Annotated in this window: 16 protein-coding genes; 11 read left to right on the top strand and 5 right to left on the bottom strand. The window is 68.5% G+C overall.

Annotation, left to right across the window (positions count from 1 at the left end; all coding sequences use genetic code 11):
- Positions 1-171: 171 nt before the first annotated feature.
- From ACWFRF_RS24620 to ACWFRF_RS24605, 4 genes are read right to left on the bottom strand one after another with little or no spacing between them, the layout of a single operon-like run.
- Positions 172-513, bottom strand: a complete 342-nt coding sequence (locus ACWFRF_RS24620; RefSeq protein ID WP_358071889.1) for an MmcQ/YjbR family DNA-binding protein — start codon at positions 511-513, stop codon at positions 172-174.
- An 11-nt stretch (positions 514-524) separates the two neighbouring features.
- The gene (locus ACWFRF_RS24615; protein WP_452452609.1) at positions 525-1,922 is read right to left on the bottom strand and encodes a vWA domain-containing protein; all 1,398 of its coding nucleotides are present in this window, start codon (positions 1,920-1,922) and stop codon (positions 525-527) included.
- Entirely contained in the window at positions 1,919-2,797 is an 879-nt protein-coding gene (locus ACWFRF_RS24610; RefSeq protein WP_452452430.1) for an AAA family ATPase, read from the bottom strand. Before ACWFRF_RS24610 ends, ACWFRF_RS24615 begins: the two co-directional genes overlap by 4 nt.
- On the bottom strand, positions 2,794-4,059 hold the full coding sequence (locus tag ACWFRF_RS24605; protein WP_378993768.1) for a glutamate-5-semialdehyde dehydrogenase: 1,266 nt from the start codon (positions 4,057-4,059) through the stop codon (positions 2,794-2,796). The genes ACWFRF_RS24610 and ACWFRF_RS24605 overlap by 4 nt, the downstream gene beginning before the upstream one ends.
- Before the next feature lie 154 nt (positions 4,060-4,213).
- Here ACWFRF_RS24605 and ACWFRF_RS24600 point away from each other — a divergent pair, with 154 nt between their 5' ends.
- The 11 genes from ACWFRF_RS24600 to ACWFRF_RS24550 all read left to right on the top strand — a co-directional run bounded on the left by ACWFRF_RS24600 (position 4,214) and on the right by ACWFRF_RS24550 (position 16,912).
- Positions 4,214-5,089 (top strand): ribokinase, encoded by an 876-nt coding sequence (locus ACWFRF_RS24600; RefSeq protein WP_452452428.1) that lies wholly within the window; start codon positions 4,214-4,216, stop codon positions 5,087-5,089.
- An 81-nt stretch (positions 5,090-5,170) separates the two neighbouring features.
- Positions 5,171-6,394 carry an RtcB family protein gene (locus tag ACWFRF_RS24595; protein ID WP_452452426.1) on the top strand — a complete coding sequence of 408 codons (1,224 nt, stop codon included), beginning with the start codon at positions 5,171-5,173 and terminating at the stop codon, positions 6,392-6,394.
- A gap of 62 nt (positions 6,395-6,456) precedes the next feature.
- Complete coding sequence (locus ACWFRF_RS24590; RefSeq protein ID WP_452452424.1) at positions 6,457-8,580, top strand: RecQ family ATP-dependent DNA helicase; 2,124 nt, start codon at positions 6,457-6,459, stop codon at positions 8,578-8,580.
- A 143-nt stretch (positions 8,581-8,723) separates the two neighbouring features.
- The gene (locus ACWFRF_RS24585; RefSeq protein ID WP_378637387.1) at positions 8,724-9,113 is read left to right on the top strand and encodes a hypothetical protein; all 390 of its coding nucleotides are present in this window, start codon (positions 8,724-8,726) and stop codon (positions 9,111-9,113) included.
- 216 nt (positions 9,114-9,329) lie between these two features.
- Positions 9,330-9,767, top strand: coding sequence for an EXLDI protein (locus ACWFRF_RS24580; RefSeq protein ID WP_379315609.1), 438 nt, complete (start codon positions 9,330-9,332; stop codon positions 9,765-9,767).
- A 29-nt stretch (positions 9,768-9,796) separates the two neighbouring features.
- The gene (locus tag ACWFRF_RS24575) at positions 9,797-11,971 is read left to right on the top strand and encodes an MMPL family transporter (RefSeq protein WP_452452422.1); all 2,175 of its coding nucleotides are present in this window, start codon (positions 9,797-9,799) and stop codon (positions 11,969-11,971) included.
- Between the two features lie 63 nt (positions 11,972-12,034).
- Positions 12,035-12,994, top strand: coding sequence for a non-homologous end-joining DNA ligase (ligD, locus tag ACWFRF_RS24570; RefSeq protein WP_387447700.1), 960 nt, complete (start codon positions 12,035-12,037; stop codon positions 12,992-12,994).
- Positions 12,995-13,145: 151 nt separating this feature from the next.
- A complete protein-coding gene (locus ACWFRF_RS24565; RefSeq protein ID WP_378993754.1) occupies positions 13,146-14,096 on the top strand; it encodes a D-isomer specific 2-hydroxyacid dehydrogenase family protein in 951 nt (316 codons plus the stop codon).
- 192 nt (positions 14,097-14,288) lie between these two features.
- Positions 14,289-15,020, top strand: a complete 732-nt coding sequence (locus tag ACWFRF_RS24560; RefSeq protein ID WP_378993752.1) for an ESX secretion-associated protein EspG — start codon at positions 14,289-14,291, stop codon at positions 15,018-15,020.
- Between the two features lie 36 nt (positions 15,021-15,056).
- Entirely contained in the window at positions 15,057-15,431 is a 375-nt protein-coding gene (locus ACWFRF_RS24555; RefSeq protein WP_387447698.1) for a hypothetical protein, read from the top strand.
- Complete coding sequence (locus ACWFRF_RS24550) at positions 15,428-16,912, top strand: hypothetical protein (RefSeq protein ID WP_452452420.1); 1,485 nt, start codon at positions 15,428-15,430, stop codon at positions 16,910-16,912. Before ACWFRF_RS24555 ends, ACWFRF_RS24550 begins: the two co-directional genes overlap by 4 nt.
- A 106-nt stretch (positions 16,913-17,018) precedes the next feature.
- Here the strand turns inward: ACWFRF_RS24550 and proB are convergent, their stop codons facing one another.
- Positions 17,019-18,134: a glutamate 5-kinase gene (proB, locus tag ACWFRF_RS24545; RefSeq protein ID WP_378993746.1), complete on the bottom strand. Its 1,116-nt coding sequence runs from the start codon at positions 18,132-18,134 to the stop codon at positions 17,019-17,021.
- Positions 18,135-18,206 lie beyond the last annotated feature (72 nt).

Genomic DNA, 18,206 nt, shown 5'->3' with positions numbered 1-18,206 from the left:
CATCGTTCACCGGGCGGAGCTCGCCGACCGCGCGAGCGCACAGCCCGGCAGAACCACCACTGCATCCGATATCCGTCGATCGGATCGCTCGTCGTCGCGCGACGCCCCTGCCAGCATGGGCGTGATCTTGGTAGCCGTGCCATGTGAGCCGCTTAACGTCGGCTGAAGTACTCAGGCGGTGGGGCGCTTCGACTTCGGGAGCTTGGCGACGACCGCGTCGTAGGAGGCGTCGATCAGTTCGCGTAGTTCGTCGTCCGGCACCGCGCCGCCGACGCGGATGCTGTTCCAGCCGTAGCGGCCGATGTAGGCCGACACGGTGACGTCATCGGGGTAGATGTCGACCAGCTCGTCGGCTTCGGTGCGGTCACGCCCGCACTTGAGCCCGATCGACGTGCCCGCGCCGAGGAACGCGAAGACTTTGTCGCCGACCTTGGCGACGGTGTCGCCCTCCCACGGCTCGTCCTCCCAGGCGCCCGGTTTGGCCAGGCAGTAAGCCAGGACGTCGACACTCATCGTCAGCTCCTTCAGACGGGCAACAGTCGGGAGACCACCTCGGTCAGCTGCCGAGCTGATCGGCATTCGTGCATCTCGATCACCGAACCGTAGTCGCGTGCCGCTGAATCGCCTGTCCCCCAGAGGTTCTGGGGTTCCGGATTCAGCCAGTGCGCGTGCCGGGCGGTGCCGACCAGTTCGCGCAGGGTATCCAGCTGCGGGTTGCGGTAGTTGGTGCGGCCGTCGCCGAGAACCAGCAGCGAGCTGCGGCTGGTGACGGCCTCACCGAAGTTCTCGGCGAAGCTGGTCAGCGCGTAGCCGTAGTCGGAGTGCCCGTCGGCGTCGATGATGCGCGACTCGGTGAAGATCCGGGTCATCACATCGTCGAGACCCGCGTACGGCTCGAAGAAGCTCGTCACCTCATCGGTGCGGTCGACGAACGCGAAGATCCGCACCCGGGAGAACTGCTCCCGCAGCGCGCTCACCAGCAGCAGTGTGAAGTTGCTGAACCCGGCCACCGAGCCCGAGATATCGCACAGCAGCACCAGTTCCGGTCGACCGGGGCGCGGCTTGCGGTTCACCAGATCGATCGGCACCCCGCCGGTGGACATCGAGGCACGCAGGGTCTTGCGCAGATCGATTTCGCCGCGCCGCGCTCGTTTGCGCCGCACCGCCAGCCGGGAGGCCAGGATCCGAGCCAGTCGCTGGGTGCCGCGCCGCAGTTCGGTGAGCTCGCGTTCGGACGCGCGCAGGAAGTCGGCGTCCTCGGCCTGGCGCGCGACACCGTAGGTCGCGACGCGTTCGCGCCCGATCTGCTCTGCCACGCGCCGATTGGTCTCGGCTTCCACGCTGGCCCGAAACCCCGCGATGCGTTCCCGTGCGACGCGGCGGGCAACCTCGGTGTCGCGCTCGCTCGCGTCCGGCGGCAGAGCGAGACCCGCGAGCACCTTGGCCAGCAACGACTGGGGCGCGAGATCTTTGAGAGCCTGGTACGCGGAGAACGACGGTCCACGCGCGGACTGGTACTGCCCCAGCTGTTCGACCACCTGTCCGGCCAGCATCTGCAACTGCTCGCCACCGCCGTCGGCGGCGAGCATTTCGGCGAGCTGCTCACGGAGGGCGGCCAGGTCGATCTGGCCGTCGGGGGTGCGTGGCAGGTCCGGAGTCTCAGCGGTGCGATCACCCACGGCAACGGGGAACCACAGATCGAACAGGCCGTCGAAGGTGGCGCGGTGGGTAGGCCTGCGCAGCAGCGCACAGGCCAGCCCTTCGCGCACCGCTTCGCGATCGAGCAGATCCAGCACGGTCAGTACCCGGCCCGCATCGACGGTTTCCGAGGGTCCCACCGGCACGCCACGGGCACGGAGCGCACCGACGAAACCGGCGACGTGGCCGCCGATTCCGTGGGGTGCTGGCGCGGTCACGATCAGGCCAGTTTCAGCTCGGCCAGCGCGCGCTGGTGATCGCTGCGGTGCTTGAGCACCACGCCGAGCGTGGCGCGCACGGTCGCGTCGTCGAGGTCGGCGGCGCCCAACGCGAGCAAGGTGTTGCCCCAGTCGATCGTTTCGGCGACCGAGGGCAGCTTCTTGAGTTGCATACCGCGCAACACGTGCACGACCCGCACCAGTTGCTCGGCCACGGTGCTCGGGAGTTCCGGCACACGGCTGGCCAGGATGCGGCGCTCGAGATCTTCGTCGGGGAAGTCGAGGTGCAGGTACAGGCAGCGGCGTTTGAGCGCCTCCGACAGTTCCCTGGTGGCGTTCGAGGTGAGCACCACGAACGGCTTGCGCGTGGCGGTGATGGTGCCCAGCTCGGGCACGGTCACCGCGAAATCGCTGAGCACTTCGAGCAGCAGACCCTCGATCTCGACGTCGGCCTTGTCGGTCTCGTCGATCAGCAGCACCGTCGGCTCGGTGCGGCGGATGGCGGTGAGCAACGGGCGCGAGAGCAGGAACTCCTCGGTGAAGACGTCGGCTTTGGTTTCGGCCCAATCATTTTCACTCGACGCCTGGATCCGCAGGATCTGCTTGGCGTGATTCCACTCGTAGAGCGCGCGAGCCTCGTCGACGCCTTCGTAGCACTGCAGGCGGACCAGTTCGGCATCGGCGACCTGGGATACCGCCCGCGAGAGTTCGGTCTTGCCGACACCGGCCGGGCCCTCGATGAGCAGCGGTTTGCCCAGCCGGTCGGCAAGGAAGACCGAAGTGGCCGTTGCTTTGTCGGCCAGGTAGCCGGTGGTGGCGAGGCGGGAGATGACATCGTCTACCGACGTGAAGATCGGTTCCTGTACGAGAGTCACGATCACACCGGCCGAGTCTGGCCGTCGCCCCACACGATCCACTTCGTGGAGGTGAGTTCGGGCAGTGCCATCGGGCCGCGGGCGTGCAGTTTCTGGGTGGAGATGCCGATCTCGGCGCCGAACCCGAACTGCTCACCGTCGGTGAACGCGGTGGACGCGTTCACCATCACCGCGGCGGCGTCCACGCGGGCCGTGAACTCGCGAGCGGCGGCCAGATCGGCGGTGACGATGGCCTCGGTGTGGCCGGTCCCCCAGGTGTTGATGTGGTCGACGGCGGCATCGAGGTCGTCGACCACCTTCAGCGCGATATCGAGGGTGAGGTACTCCTCACCCCAGTCGGCGTCGGTGGCCGGGACCTGGCCGGGCAGGTCGCCGTGGATGGTGACGCCCGCGTCGTCGAGCGCCTTGCTGAGCCGCGGCAGCGCGGTCTCGGCGACGGCGGCGTCGATGAGTACGGTCTCGGCGGCGTTGCAGACGCTGGGTCGGCGGGTCTTGGCATTGAGCACGATGGCCTCGGCCATGTCCAGATCGGCGGCCGAGTGCACGTAGACGTGGCAGTTGCCGGTGCCGGTCTCGATGGTGGGCACCTGCGCGTCGCGGACGACGGCGTTGATCAGGCCCGCACCGCCGCGCGGGATCACCACGTCGACGAGGCCGCGGGCCTGGATCAGGTGGGTGACGCTGGAGCGGTCGTTGCTCGGCAGCAGTTGCACGGCGTCGGCCGGAACATCCTGGGCGACAAGGGCCTCGCGCAAGACCTCGACCAGTGCGGCATTGGAGTTCGCCGCCGAGGACGACCCGCGCAGCAGCGCCGCGTTGCCCGATTTGAGAGCGAGACCGAACGCGTCGACGGTGACATTGGGCCGCGCCTCGTAGACCATGCCGACCACACCGAGGGGGACGCGGGTCTGGCGGATCTCGAGGCCGTTGGGCAGCGTGGAACCGCGCACGATGACACCCACCGGGTCGGGCAGAGTGGCGACCTGCCGCAGCCCCGAGGCGATGCCGTCGATGCGGGCCTTGGTGAGCCGCAGCCGATCGAGCAGATTCTCCTCGGTACCGGCGGCCTGCGCGGTCGCGATGTCCTCGGCGTTGGCCGCGAGTACGCGATCGGCGGCGGCGAGCAGGGCGTCGGCCGCCGCGTGCAGGGCGTCGTTCTTCTGCGCCGTGGTCAGCTGAGCCAGCACACGGGACGCGACGCGAGCCCTGCGGGCGGCGTCGTGCACCGCTGCGCGGATGTCCAGCTCGGGGGTCACTTCTACCGTCATGGATATCAGCCTACGCAGGCCGCCTCGCGCGCTCGACGCCACCCGGGACCCGGAATAGCCCTCCGACCGGCACCGGGACCGAGTTGTGCACAGGTTCGGCGACGCCGTCGACAAAGTTGTCCACAGCAACGCCGTCGCCGCTAGATTCGGCGTCATGGATCGCACCGGTTCGCCGACCGTCGTCGTGCTCGGCAGCGTCAATATGGACCTGGTCACGACGGTCCCACGCAGGCCCGCGCCAGGTGAGACGGTGCTCGGGAGCGACTTCGCGACCGTGCCCGGCGGTAAGGGGGCGAACCAGGCGATCGCGGCCGCGCGATCCGGGGCGCGGGTGCGATTTCTCGGGGCGATCGGCGACGACGCGTTCGGGACGGACCTGGCGGCCACGTTGTCGGGGGCCGGCGTCGACATCACTTTGCTCCGCAGGGTCGACGGCGCCAGCGGGATCGCCTCGATCGTGGTCGACGAGGCAGGCGAGAACAGCATCATCGTGGTGGCGGGGGCCAACGGGCGGGTAACCGATCTGACGGCAGCCGAACTCGCCGCGATCGCGCGTGCCGACATCCTGTTGTGCCAGTTGGAGATTCCGATCCACACGGTGCTCGCCGCGGCACAGCACGCCCGCGCGTCGGGCACCGTCGTCGCGCTCAATCCGTCCCCGGTTCAGCCGCTGCCCGACGAATTATGGGCGGCCGTCGATGTCGCGATCGTGAATTCCCTGGAGTCCGAGCAGTATTCGGACGAGCTGACGCACGTCGCGCATCTCGTGCGCACGCTCGGTGGGGACGGCGCCGTTTATCGCGACGCCGACGGAAACGAGCGATCCGTCGGCGGTCGCACCGTCGACGTCCTCGACACGACGGGCGCGGGCGACGCGTTCACCGGCGCACTGGTCGCAACCTGGAATCAGGGCGTGTCTACCGCGCTGAACTGGGCGAACACCGCCGGAGCTCTGACGACCACCCGGCTCGGCGCGAGCTCGGCGATCCCCGGAAGCGACCGGATCGCGGCGGCCCTCACCGCCGACTGACCTGTCGGGCGCGGCGAAAATCAGGTGCGCCGCCTCCACCCCATCCCTACCGTTGGTCCTTCATCAAGGAGAGGACCGACCATGTTTCCCGTCGAGCTGCGCGGTACGCGAGCGCAGACGCTCATGTGGGCCGACGAGCACGAGATCGAGCAGTCAGCGCTGCGCCAGCTTCGCAATATCGCGAACCTGGAATGGGTGCACGGACTGCGCGTGATGCCCGATGTGCACCTGGGCAAAGGGGCGACGGTCGGGTCCGTGATCGCGATGCGTGATGCGGTGGCGCCTGCCGCGGTCGGGGTGGATATCGGATGCGGGATGGAGAGCGTGAAGACCGATCTCACCGCCGCCGACCTGCCGGATGACCTGCGCTCGTTGCGCAGCCGGATCGAGAGCGCGGTACCGGTCGGCTTCCAGGCGCACAAGGACGCGGTGAACGTCACGAAGCTGGGTGCGGAGTTCGCGGCGTCGCATGGGCAGGCCGCGTTGCGGGCCAACAGCTGGGAGCGGTTCTGGCGTTCGTTCGGCGAGCTGCATCCCGGGGTCTCCCAGCTGGAGTCCAAGGCGCACAAGCAGATCGGATCGCTCGGGTCGGGCAATCACTTCATCGAGGTCTGCCTCGACCAGGACGATGCCGTCTGGATTCTGCTGCACTCCGGTTCGCGCAATATCGGCAAGGAGCTCGCCGAGCGGCACATGGCGGTGGCCCGCGCGCTGCCGCACAACCAGTCGCTGCCGGATCGCGATCTGGCCGTCTTCGTCTCCGGGACAGCGGAAATGGACGCTTACCGGCGCGACCTCACCTGGGCGCAGGAATACGCCGCGCGTAATCGTGCGGTGATGCTGTCGCTGGTGTGCCGTGCGGTGCGCGATGAATTCGCCGGGCGCGAGGTGCGTTTCGACGAGCCCATTTCCTGCCATCACAACTATGTGGCCGAGGAGATCATCGACGGTGAGCCGATGCTGGTGACCCGTAAGGGCGCGGTGCGGGCCGGATCCGGTGAACTCGCGTTGATTCCGGGTTCGATGGGGACGCGGTCGTATGTGGTGCGGGGCAAGGGGAATCCGGCGTCGTTCCAGTCGGCCTCGCACGGTGCGGGGCGGCGGTTGAGCCGGTCGGCGGCCAAGCGGCAGTTCACGGTCGCGGATCTGGTCGCGCAGACCGAGGGTGTGGAATCGCGTAAGGACGCGGGCGTGGTCGATGAGATCCCGGCCGCGTACAAGGACATCGATCAGGTGATCGCGGCACAGGCCGATCTGGTCGAGGTGGTGGCGACGCTGCGGCAGGTGCTGTGCGTGAAGGGCTGATTCATGGTCGGCTATCTGTGTTGCCCATCGAACCTGTCGGAGGTGTACGGCACGATAGGCGCATGACCTCACCCGCAGGCAACGATGTGCTCGACCTGACGGCTCCTGACCTGCGCGAACGAGCCGAACAGCTGCTTCGTGAGCTCGCCGGACCCGATGCGCGGCTGCGGGAAGATCAGTGGATCGCGATCGAAGCGCTGGTGGTGCAGCGCAGGCGGGCGCTGGTCGTGCAACGGACCGGGTGGGGTAAGTCGGCGGTGTACTTCATCGCGGCCAAGTTGCTGCGCGGAGCGGGGCGTGGGCCGACGGTGATCGTGTCGCCGTTGCTGGCGTTGATGCGCAACCAGGTGGCGGCCGCCGAGCGCGCCGGGGTGGTGGCGGCCACGATCAACTCGGGCAACGTCACCGAGTGGGACGAGATCCATCAGCAGGTGGCCGACGGTGCGGTCGACGTGCTGCTGGTGAGCCCGGAACGGTTGAACAACCCCGACTTTCGCGATCATGTGCTGCCGCGCCTTGCTGCCGACGCCGGGCTGGTCGTCATCGACGAAGCGCATTGTGTATCGGACTGGGGCCACGATTTCCGGCCCGACTACCGCCGCATCCGCACGTTGATCGCCGACCTCGGGTCGGAGGTGCCGGTCCTGGCGACCACCGCGACCGCCAACGACCGGGTGGTCACCGACGTGGCCGGACAGATCGGCACCGATACGTTGGTGCTGCGCGGCACTTTGGATCGCGAATCACTGCACCTGTCGGTGGTGCGGTTCGACGACGCGGTGCAGCGCACGGCGTGGCTCGGCGAACAGCTACATCGGATGCCGGGCTCGGGCATCATCTACTGCCTCACGGTCGCGGCGGCCAACGATCTGGCCGACCTGCTGAATTCACACGGCCACACCGTCGCCGCCTATACCGGCCAGACCGACCCGGCCGAACGCGAGGTGCTCGAGGCCGCGCTACTGAACAACGAGGTGAAGGCGTTGATCGCGACGTCGGCACTGGGCATGGGTTTCGACAAGCCGGATCTCGGATTCGTCGTGCACGTCGGTGCGCCGTCCTCGCCGATCGCCTACTACCAGCAGGTCGGTCGCGCGGGGCGCGGTACCGAACGCGCCGAGGTGGTCCTGCTGCCCGGCCCCGAGGACGCGCGGATCTGGAGCTACTTCGCCTCCGTCGCCTTCCCGCGTGAACACATCGTGCGCTCGGTGCTCGCCGCGCTGGACACCGACCGGGCGATGTCGACGGTGGCGCTCGAACCGCTCGTCGAGCTGAACCGATCGCGTCTCGAGATGGTGCTGAAGGTGCTCGACGTCGACGGCGCCGTGCGCCGGGTGCGCGGCGGGTGGCTCTCGACCGGCCAGGACTGGACCTACGACACCGAGCGCTACGAGGGCCTGGCCGCGGCACGCGACGCCGAACAACAGGCGATGATCGATTATCAGTCGACGGCGTCGTGCCGGATGACCTTCCTGCGCCGCCAACTCGACGACCCCGGTCTGGGCGGGCTCGCGACAGCGCAGCTGGATTGCGGCCGCTGCGACAACTGCACCGGCACCCGTGCCGACACCACCGTCGACGACGCCGCGATCGCCGCGACCCGAGCCCGCCTCGACCGTCCCGGCCTCGACCTCGCCCCCCGCAAACAGTGGCCCAGCGGCATGGCGAAATTGGGAATCCCGTTGTCGGGCAAGATCTCCGGCGGTGCCGAGACCGGCCGTGTCCTCGGCCGACTCACCGACCTGGGCTGGGGAATGCGGCTGCGCGCCCTGCTCGACGCCACCGACGCACCGGTCCCCGACGCGGTCTTCGACGCCTGCGTCGCGGTACTGCGTGACTGGACCTGGACCACCCGTCCCACCTTGGTGCTGGCTCTCGAATCCCCCCGATATCCCCAGCTCACCGCCAGTCTCGCCGAACGCCTGGCCCAGATCGGCCGACTCGACAACCTCGGCACCCTCCGCACCAGACCCGACCGTCCCCCGGTCTCGGCGGCGAACTCCGCCCATCGGGTCGCCGGGCTGTTCGACTCCTGGGAGATCCCCGACCTCTCCGGGGTCGACGGACCGATCCTGCTCGTCGACACCCTCACCGACACCGGCTGGACCATGACCGTCGCCGCCCATGCCCTGCGCACCAGCGGCGCCGACGCCGTCCTCCCCTTCGCCCTGGCTACCCCGACCTGACCCAGCCCGAGCTCCCCGACCCCGAGGGGCGGCCGGGTCGCCCCTCGGAACCGCGAACACGTGTGCCCCGGCGCGCCGAAAACACAGCCCAACACGCCGCCCCGATTGTGGGCACCCATCACCACCAGTGCTTGAATGCGCCTATGACCAGGACCACATTTGCTCGAACCCTGATGGCCGTTGCCGCGGGCTGTGCGGCCGGATTCACCCTCTTGACCGTTCCCGCCCAGGCGTCGAACGAGAACCCGCTCGACTGCGCCGGCGTCCCCGGCGCCCAGGCCGCCGCCGACCGTGAGAGCGCGATCCGCGGCATCGCCATCACGCCGCTGTGCTTCAGCGGCGGGCTCTACAGCGGCGTCCACGCCGGTATCCCCCTGGCGGTGCTCAATCCGTTGACGATGCCGGGCACCGCGAGCGTGTGCGTCGCCGAACGCGAAACCGTCGAGGCGGCAGCGAGATTCGAATGGACCGACCGGGTCCACGTGATGCCGATGTGCATCCAGAATCGGGCGTTCGGCGTGTACGAGCTGTAGCTCGCCCCGCACGGAGCGGTCCGCACGGAGTCGATCCGTGCGGACTTTTTTTGCCTCTTGCCCTATACGTATACATCTACTTATAGTGAGTCGGACGGAACGAGTACCGCTACCGCACAACTGAACACAGACCCACGACGACGGCCCGGAACGCAGGGCACGCCGCTCGTATACCCATGCCCACATGCGCACTGCCTTATCAAATCGGAGCAATCGATGACCATCGAACCCGCATACGACACTGCCGTAGACACCACCGAGCCGAACACCGACAACGACGGGTTCGCCCCGGTGCTCGTCAAGGTCGGTCCAGGTGGCGGCCGCACCCAGCGCTTCACCGGCCGCGAGGTCGGCCGGTCACGCCGGGTAACCCGCAAGGCCATCGAAACAGTCCGGGTCTACCTGACCCGCAAGGGCAACTTCCTGGTGCACAAGCAGACCTCCGCATGGTCGGACTACAACGAGCTCGGCGACTGGACCGTGGACTGGAAGAACTGGCGCTCGATCCTCGGCAAGGGCGAGCAGAGCTGGGGCGACTACACCACCGAGGTCGTCGATTCGCTCGACGCTGTGCGCCCACTGGTCTCCCCGAAGGTGCACCTGATGATCGTCGACCGCGTCCAGCACCCGCGCAACCACGACCTCGACATCTGACCAGCCGGGCCGGGAAAGGACCTACCACTATGTTCGCCAGACTGGGACGCGTCGTCGTCCACCATCCCTGGAAAGTGATCGGGCTGTGGGTGCTCGCGATCGTCGCCGTGTTGTCGACGGCGCCGACGCTCACCGCGACGACCGACCAATCCGAGTTCCTGCCTTCGCATTACGAGTCGATCCAGGCGATGAAGTTGCAGGAGCAGGCATTTCCGCACCATTCCGCGCCCGCCGCGCTCATCGTGATGGTCCGCGCGGACGGCGCGGCGCTCACCGACGACGACTCGACTACGGTCGACGCGGCAGCGGCAGCGTTGACTGCACGCAATATCAAGGGGGTCACCGGCATTCAGGTGACACCACCGTCGGAGAATCGCCTGGTTCAGGTCGTCGCGGTGCAGATGACCAAGCTCACCGACGCCGCCGACAAGACGCAGGGCGAGGCGGTGAAGAGCCTGCGCGAACAGCTGAAGGAACAGGTGCGTGACACCGGGTTGAAGGCAGGCATCACCGGCACCGCGGCACAGACCCTCGATCAGACCGAGGAGGGCGAGAAGGGCATGGCGATCATCGGCATCGCCACGATCGTGCTGATCCTGGTGCTGCTGCTGATCATCTTCCGCAGCCCGGTCATCGCCTTGCTGCCGGTGATCACCATCGGCGCGATCTCGAGCACGGTCAGCGGCCTGATCGCCATGGCGGCCAAGGCATTCGACCTCGATATCGACACCTCGATCAGCGCCATCCTGCTGGTCGTACTGTTCGGCGTCGGCACCGACTACATCCTGTTCCTGATGTTCCGCTACCGGGAACGGCTGCGAGCGGGCGACGATCCCAAGACCGCGATGATCAACGCCGTGGCCCGCGTCGGTGAGGCCATCACCTCGGCGGCAGCCGCCGTGATCATCGCGTTCATGGCGCTGACCCTGTCGAGCCTCGGCATGTTCCGGGCGATGGGCCCCGCGCTGGCGATCGCCGTCGCGGTGGCGCTGCTGGCCGGTCTCACGCTGGTACCCGCGATCGTCTCCCTGCTGGGCACCAAGGTGTTCTGGCCCTCGAAGGCATGGCAGGTCGAACCGAGAGGCGCGCGGTTCGGCGCGATCGGCGCGGCGATGGGCAGGCGGCCGGGCGTATTCGCTGTCGCCTCCGGCGGAGTGCTGGTGGCGCTCGGGGTGTTCGCGGTCGGCTTCAACCCGACCTTCGATCTGAGCTCGGGTTCCACCTCCGACGCCTCCGAGTCGGTGGTCTTCACCACCGAGCTGCTCAAGGGAATGCCCGCGGGCGCCACCCAGCCCTCCGACGTGCTGCTGCACTCGCCCGGCGGACCGCTGAGCGAAGACCAGCTCACGACCTACCGAACGGCGTTGACCCAGGTCGAAGGCGTCGGGCAGGTCGGGCAGGTGCAATTGTCACCGGACCGCACGATCGCCGACTTCCAGGTGACGCTCGCCGACGCACCGGAATCCGATGCGGCGCTCGACACGGTGGCCGGTCCGCTGCGTACGGTCGCGCATCAAGCGGCGCCCGCGGGGGCCACGGCAGCGGTCGGCGGCATGACCGCGGTGTTCGTGGACTTCAAGGACGCCATGAACCACGACTACGCGATCGTTTTCCCGGTAGCCGCGATCCTGATCATGCTCGTGCTGGCGCTGCTGCTGCGCAGTCTCGTCGCACCGTGGTACCTGATGGCCTCGGTGTTCCTCGGCTTCGCCGCGACCTTGGGTGCCACGGTGCTGGTGTTCCAGCAGATCCAGGGCGAGAACGGCCTGATCTTCACGCTGCCGGTGATCATGTACCTGTTCGTCGTCGCGCTGGGCACCGACTACAACATCCTGATGGTCGCCCGGCTGCGCGAGGAAGCCCGCGAGGGGCACACGCCACGCGAAGCGGCGGCGCTGGCCGTGCGGCACACCGGGCCGACCGTCGCGGCAGCCGGACTGATCCTGGCGGGCACCTTCGCCTCGATGATGCTGGCGGGCAACAGCACCCTGTCGCAGATGGGCTTCGCCATCTCGGTGGGCATCGCGATCGCCGCGTTCGTGATGGCGCTGTTCTTCACCCCCGCGGTGACCGCGCTGCTCGGGCGGCGCGCGTGGTGGCCCGGACACGGTGGTGACAGCGACGCGGACGCGAAGTCCCGCTGGGCAGAGCACTCCTACGCCGAGAGCTACTACACCCCGCCGACGGAGCACAGCCGCTGGTAACGGCCACACCGACGCAGGCTCGCTCCCCCACGGGGGCGGGCCTGCTCGTCTATCGTTGGGCGGGTGGCCAAGTCTGCGGCGCCTGCGGTCGAACTACCGGTGGGTGAGCACACCGTGCGGGTCAGCAATCCCGACCGGGTGTATTTTCCCGAGCTCGGCGTGACCAAGCTCGACCTCGCGCAGTACTACCTGAGCGTCGGGGACGGGATCGTCAACGCCCTGCGGGATCGGCCCTGCATGCTGCACCGATTCCCCAAGGGACTGCCGGGCGGAAAGGTGCACCAGAAGCGGGTGCCTGCGGGTGCGCCGGACTGGATACCGACCGTGCGCGTGTATTTTCCGCGCTACGGCAGGCATGCCGACGAGCTGTGCGTGCACGAGCTCGCCGAGGTGATCTGGGCTGTGCAGATGTCCACCGTGGAGTTCCATCCCTGGAATTCGCGGGCCTCCGATACCGAGTCGCCCGACGAATGGCGCATCGACCTCGATCCGATGCCCGACTGCCCGTGGTCGCGGGTGCAGCGGGTGGCCGGGGTGGTGCACGAGGTGCTCGACGAGCTCGGCGCGGTCGGCTGGCCGAAGACCTCCGGTGGGTCCGGACTGCACGTGTACGTGCGGATCGCGCCGGAGTACGGGTTTCAGGAGGTTCGCCGGGCCGCGCTCGCGTTCGCGCAGGAGATCGAACGGCGTGCGCCCGAGGATGTCACCACGGCCTGGTGGCGCAAGGACCGCGATCCCGCGCAGCTGTTCGTCGACTACAACCAGAACGCGCGCGACCACACCATCGCCGCCGCCTACTCCGTGCGTGGCGTGCCGGAGGCCACCGTGTCGACGCCGGTTCGCTGGACCGAGATCGACGACATCGTGCCCCGCGACTTCACCATCCAGACCGTGCCTGCCCGTTATGCCGAACTCGGCGACCTACAGGCCGACATGGACAACGCCGTCTTCGACATCGCGCCCCTGCTGGAACTGGCCGACCGGCACGGCGTCGAGGAACTCGTCGACCTCGACGAACAGTGAGCAGTCCCGGACCACTTCGCGAGACCGGGAGGGTGCGGAGGCGCCGTCGACAGCGACGAGGAAGAATCAGGGTCCGGTACCGCGTGCGGTGCCCAGGACAGCGCTCGAGCCGCAGTGCGGCACCGGCAGCCGATCGACCCAGGAGGTCTCTGTGCAGGAATCCGCGACCACGATCGCGATCGCCCCGGATCAGCCGGCGCCGCGCTTGCTCGAGAAAGCGGTCGTCGGAGCGGGCGCTCGGGTGGGTGAGGTGGCGGAGGCCGACGCACTGATCTGGACCGGCAAACCCAGCGATTTTCCGGCGACCCTGCCGTCGTCGGTGCGCTGGGCGCAGTTGCCCGCCGCGGGGATCGAGGACTTCTTCGACGCGGGCGTGTTCACCGCGCATCCGGACGTGGTGTTCACCTCCGCGGCAGGGGCGTTCTCGCACAGTGTCGCCGAACACGCGCTGATGCTGTTGCTGGCCGGGGTGCGGTACCTGCCCGAACAGTTACGGGCGACGTCGTGGCAGCAGCGGGAGTTCTTCCCGCACGTCGGATCGCTGCGCGGCAAGACCGTGACGATCGTCGGTGCCGGCGGGATCGGTCGCGCGCTGATCCCGATGCTGGCGCCGCTGGGCGCCCATGTGATCGCGGTAAACCGGTCGGGACGTCCGGTGACCGGCACCGGTATTCCCGCCGATGTCGAGACGGTGCCGACCGATCAGCTCGCGCGGGTGTGGTCGCACACCGATCATGTGGTGGTCGCGGCACCCGCGACGGCGCAGACGCGCCACCTCATCGGCGCCGACGAACTGTCCAGGCTCAAGCCGTCGTCGTGGGTGATCAATGTGGCCCGTGGCAGCCTGATCGACACCGACGCGCTGGTGGACGCGCTGACCGGCGGGGTGATCGGCGGCGCCGGACTCGACGTCACCGACCCGGAACCGCTGCCCGACGGGCACCCGCTGTGGACATTGCCGAACGCGATCATCACCCCGCACGATTCGAACCCACCGCAGTTGCGGTTGGCGGCGTTCGCCGATCATGTCGGCGCGAATGTGGCACGGTTCGTCGCGGGCGAGCCGTTGGACGCGATCATCGACACTGCGCGCGGTTACTGAGAGGTCCGGCCGCTGACCCGGACTGCGATCGTAAAAACGTCGGCCGACCTCAGCGTCCGCCGGAACAGTCAGCTGAGGTACTCAGAGCGGGAAAAGATTCCGTTCGGAGATATGAGGCTCGATCGGCACGCCGGAATCGGACAACGCGGGTTAGGCTGTCCCCGTCCTGGTTCGGTAAGGATGGGATCGGCAATGGGATGGACCTTCACCGCTGACGAATTCGCGCACGTCTGGCGGGAATCGGGTCAGGATCGCATGCCGTTTCCGTTGCGCGTGCTCGAGTCGCCGCACACCGAGAACGACGCGGCGCGGCTACGCGCGGGACTCGACGACCGACTACGCGGGGGTGACCCCGACCTCGCCGCCTGTCTGCGGATCATCGCCGAACCACACGCCAGGATCGTGCTGGTCGGCGGCGCCCATACCCCAGGCAGCGAAATCCGGCTGCTGGCCTGCGCGGTCTACGACCATGCGGTGCTGGTAAGGCAGGAACCGAGTACCCGGCCCGATTACGGTGGCAGCGTGCGTGTTTCGATCGGGCACACCGCGGGGATCGGCGCGCGCGTCACCGCCTGCCTGCCCGATACCCCACCCGGACGCGAACCCGCGCGCGAGGCCGCGACCGAGGCGGTGCGCGACGAGGAAACTGTGCTCGCGACCCATCCCGCCGTGCCCCGCATCCAGCGACTATTACGCAGGCCGCACACCGCCGAGGGCCACATCCGCATCGAAACCGGGCTCGACCGTCCGGTGCCGAACCCACCGGTGCACTACAGCTGGATCGACGTGGCCAACGACGGCCGCTACCTGCTGCGAGCGGGCGAAACCGTGCACGTGGTGCCCGCGTCCACTGGGCAACTGGCCGCGCAATTGCAGCGCAGATTGGTGCCGGCGCACAGTTCGCACAGCAGAAGGTCCGGCTAACCTGGACTCCACCGCATCATCTGGAGGGGAGACGCGATGACGATCGAGAGCAGCAGAGCCGAGATCTCCCGGTTCCGCAGCGCCGCCGTGGCGGGGACACTGACATTCGACCCCGATGCCGCGCGCCGATGCGCCGACCTCTACGAACAGCAGGCCGAGCATCTCGCCCAGCTGCGACAGGGGCTCGAGAACGCTGCCGAGGCAGCGGGATTCGGCGGCTTCGTCTCCGCCCAGCAGTTGCAGGCGGGCTTCGCGCACAAGGCACGCGACGCCGCCGAACTGCTCGATCGCTACATCGAGGCGGCCTACCGGATGAAAGAGGCGTTCCTGCTCAGCGCGGGCCTCTACGAGGAAGCCGACGCCGCCGCGGCCGCCGCCCTGCGCGCCGTCGATACGCGGGTGCGCGGATGAGCACCGACCCCACCTACATCAGTGCGATGGAACATTTCGAATCCATGCCGCACGAACAGATCTACACGCGCGCCCAGCAGATCGACGCCGGTGCCGTTCTCGGCGCGTCGATGACCTGGCTGGAGACCGCCGCCACCCTCTCCACCTCGATGCCGCTGACCAAATCCGGCGCCGAGCGGGTGATCAACGACACCGGCTGGTCCGGCGCCGCCGCCGATGCCGCCGCCGCGAGCACCCGCAGCTTCGCCGCCTCTATCGACGAACTGGCCACGGTGATGGCCGAAGTCGGCGCCCGCCTGGGCGGTGTCGCCGCGGCCGCCGAAGCCGTGAAGCTGGCCGTGGTGGCGCCGGGCGGTTCAGGCCCGATCGGGGCGATCGCCCGCCTGCTGGAGAGTGCGCAGGTGATCGACGCGCAGATGGCGGCCGAGGCGCTACGCCAAGAAGCTGTGCTGGCGATGAACATGATCTACAAGCCGGCGTATTCGCTTGCCGGAACCGGTGTCCCAGCACTGCCCACCGCACCAGGGGAGACAGAAACGCCGTCGGGCCGAGGTGGTTCACCCTCGCCGGGCAACGGGTCGACTCCGAGTCCCTCCGCACCACAAGGCAATTCGGCGGAATCGACTCAGGAACCAGAATCCGGCGCGGCGCCCGGTGAAGCCCCCGCACCCAGCGCCACCGTGACGCCAGGCGAAGCCCCCGCACCGTCGGAAAACCCTGCACCCCAAGGTCAGAGCTCTACCCCACAGTCTCCGGCATCCGAGACCCCCTCGCCCACCACCGAAGCGCCCGCACCGTCTTCCGAAGCGCCCGCACCTACTACCGAAGCGCCCGCGCCGTCTTCCGAAGCGCCCGCTCCCACCACCGAACCGCCCGCGCCACCCGCACCGCCTACCGAAGCGCCCGTGCCGTCTTCCGAAGCGCCCGCACCCACCACCGAAGCGCCCGCGCCACCCGCACCGCCTACCGAAGCGCCCGTGCCGTCCTCCGAAGCGCCCGCACCCACCACCGAAGCGCCCGCGCCGCCTACCGCCGTACCCGCGCCGCCTACCGAAACGCCCACACCCACCACCGAAGCGCCCGTGCCGTCCACCGAACAACCCGCTCCACAGAGCCAGAGCCCGACCGTTCCGCCGACGAGTTCGCCCAGCGAGGCGCCCGCTCCCCCGCCAACGCAGCCGAATCAGCTACCGACACAGCAGGATTCGAATCCACCGGCACCGAGGCCCCCGTCCACGGAAACCCCGCGGCCGACCGAAGCGCCCGCACCGACCTCGGAACAACCGGCCTCCCCGGCACCACCCGGTCGCCAAGCGCCACAACCACTTCCGCTGCCGGGCATGCCCGACATGTCCGACCCGGGCGGTCAGCCCGGCGTCACCGGCCCGGTTCCCGGATCCGACGTGTCCCCGTCACAGCCCGCCACACCCAAGGCGCCACCGCCCGAGACCGATCAGCCAGGAGTAGTCCCGCCGCGGTAGATCATCGACCGCGATACGTCCACGGCCCTTTCGTCGGAGTGCCCACCTCGAACCCCAGGTCATCACGCCCCGCAGCCGCGTGAACACCCCGAACGAAGGTCTCCGTTCAGACCTTCACCAGATCGTCCGCGTGAATCACCGGACGTTGCATCGTGTCGGGGAGATCAGTCGTAGACCGGCCGAGCATAGAGACGAGCTCGGCACTGTCGTATTCGATAACCCCCCGAGCCACAACCGCGTCATCAGGGCTGACCAGATCCACCACATCCCCCCCGAAGAAGCGACCACGAATCCCGGTGATACCCGCCGCCAACAACGAGTGTCGTTGAGCCACCGCATCAACCGCCCCCGCATCGAGCAGAACCGCGCCCCGCGGATCAGCGGCATGGCGAACCCAGAACTTACGACCGGAGAGCCGGATCGGGCGAGCAGCGAACGCCGTACCCACGGTGCCGCCGGTGAGAGCAACCGCAGCATCAGCGGCCGAAGCCAGCAGGACAGGAATGCCCGCATCGGCGGCGAGGCGGGCAGCGGAGAGCTTGGAGGCCATCCCGCCGGTCCCGAGCGCGCCACCGCTACCCGCGATCACGCCGTCGAGGTCGGCACTGCTGCGCACCTCGGGAATGAAGTTGGCGGCGCCCTTACGCGGGTCGCCGTCGTAGAGCCCCGCCACGTCCGACAGCAGGATCAGGGCGTCGGCGCCCACCAGGTGCGCCACCAGGGCGGCGAGCCGGTCGTTGTCGCCGAAGCGGATCTCCTCGGTGGCGACCGTGTCGTTCTCGTTCACCACCGCGATCGCGCCGAGCGACCGCAACCGGTCCAGCGTGCGCTGGGCGTTGCGGTGATGCTCCCGGCGGGCGAAATCGTCGGCGGAGAGCAGGATCTGGCCGACGGTGCGGTCATAGCGGGCGAACGATGTGCCCCACGCGTGGGCGAGAGCCAGCTGTCCGACGCTGGCCGCGGCCTGCTTGGTCGCGAGATCCTTGGGCCGTTTCGACAGACCGAGCGGAGCGAGTCCCGCGCCGATCGCGCCCGAGGACACGACCACCACATCCGAACCGGCCCGCATCCGCGCCTCGACCGCGTCGGCCAGCAGATCGAGGCGGGCGGTGTCGAGGCCACCTTCGAGGCTGGTCAACGCCGACGAGCCGATCTTCACCACCACGGTGCGCGCCGACACGATCGCCGCGCGTCCCTGACTCAGCTCCGAACCCACCTGCATCGTTCAACTCCCTGCACCACGATCACCGAGCTACCTCGTCAACCATCGCAGTATGCCGATCCAATGGCCGCG

This window comes from Nocardia sp. NPDC055165 (assembly GCF_053606985.1).
This window is presented reverse-complemented; position numbering and strand designations above follow the sequence as displayed.

Coding starts and splice junctions, on each gene's coding strand:
- ACWFRF_RS24595 (WP_452452426.1), top strand. CDS start 5,171: ATGTTTCCCGTCGAGCTGCGCGGTACGCGAGCGCAGACGCTCATGTGG.
- ACWFRF_RS24550 (WP_452452420.1), top strand. CDS start 15,428: ATGAGCACCGACCCCACCTACATCAGTGCGATGGAACATTTCGAATCC.
- ACWFRF_RS24555 (WP_387447698.1), top strand. CDS start 15,057: ATGACGATCGAGAGCAGCAGAGCCGAGATCTCCCGGTTCCGCAGCGCC.
- proB (WP_378993746.1), bottom strand. CDS start 18,134: ATGCAGGTGGGTTCGGAGCTGAGTCAGGGACGCGCGGCGATCGTGTCG.
- ACWFRF_RS24575 (WP_452452422.1), top strand. CDS start 9,797: ATGTTCGCCAGACTGGGACGCGTCGTCGTCCACCATCCCTGGAAAGTG.
- ACWFRF_RS24560 (WP_378993752.1), top strand. CDS start 14,289: ATGGGATGGACCTTCACCGCTGACGAATTCGCGCACGTCTGGCGGGAA.
- ACWFRF_RS24585 (WP_378637387.1), top strand. CDS start 8,724: ATGACCAGGACCACATTTGCTCGAACCCTGATGGCCGTTGCCGCGGGC.
- ACWFRF_RS24590 (WP_452452424.1), top strand. CDS start 6,457: ATGACCTCACCCGCAGGCAACGATGTGCTCGACCTGACGGCTCCTGAC.
- ACWFRF_RS24605 (WP_378993768.1), bottom strand. CDS start 4,059: ATGACGGTAGAAGTGACCCCCGAGCTGGACATCCGCGCAGCGGTGCAC.
- ACWFRF_RS24580 (WP_379315609.1), top strand. CDS start 9,330: ATGACCATCGAACCCGCATACGACACTGCCGTAGACACCACCGAGCCG.
- ACWFRF_RS24600 (WP_452452428.1), top strand. CDS start 4,214: ATGGATCGCACCGGTTCGCCGACCGTCGTCGTGCTCGGCAGCGTCAAT.
- ACWFRF_RS24620 (WP_358071889.1), bottom strand. CDS start 513: ATGAGTGTCGACGTCCTGGCTTACTGCCTGGCCAAACCGGGCGCCTGG.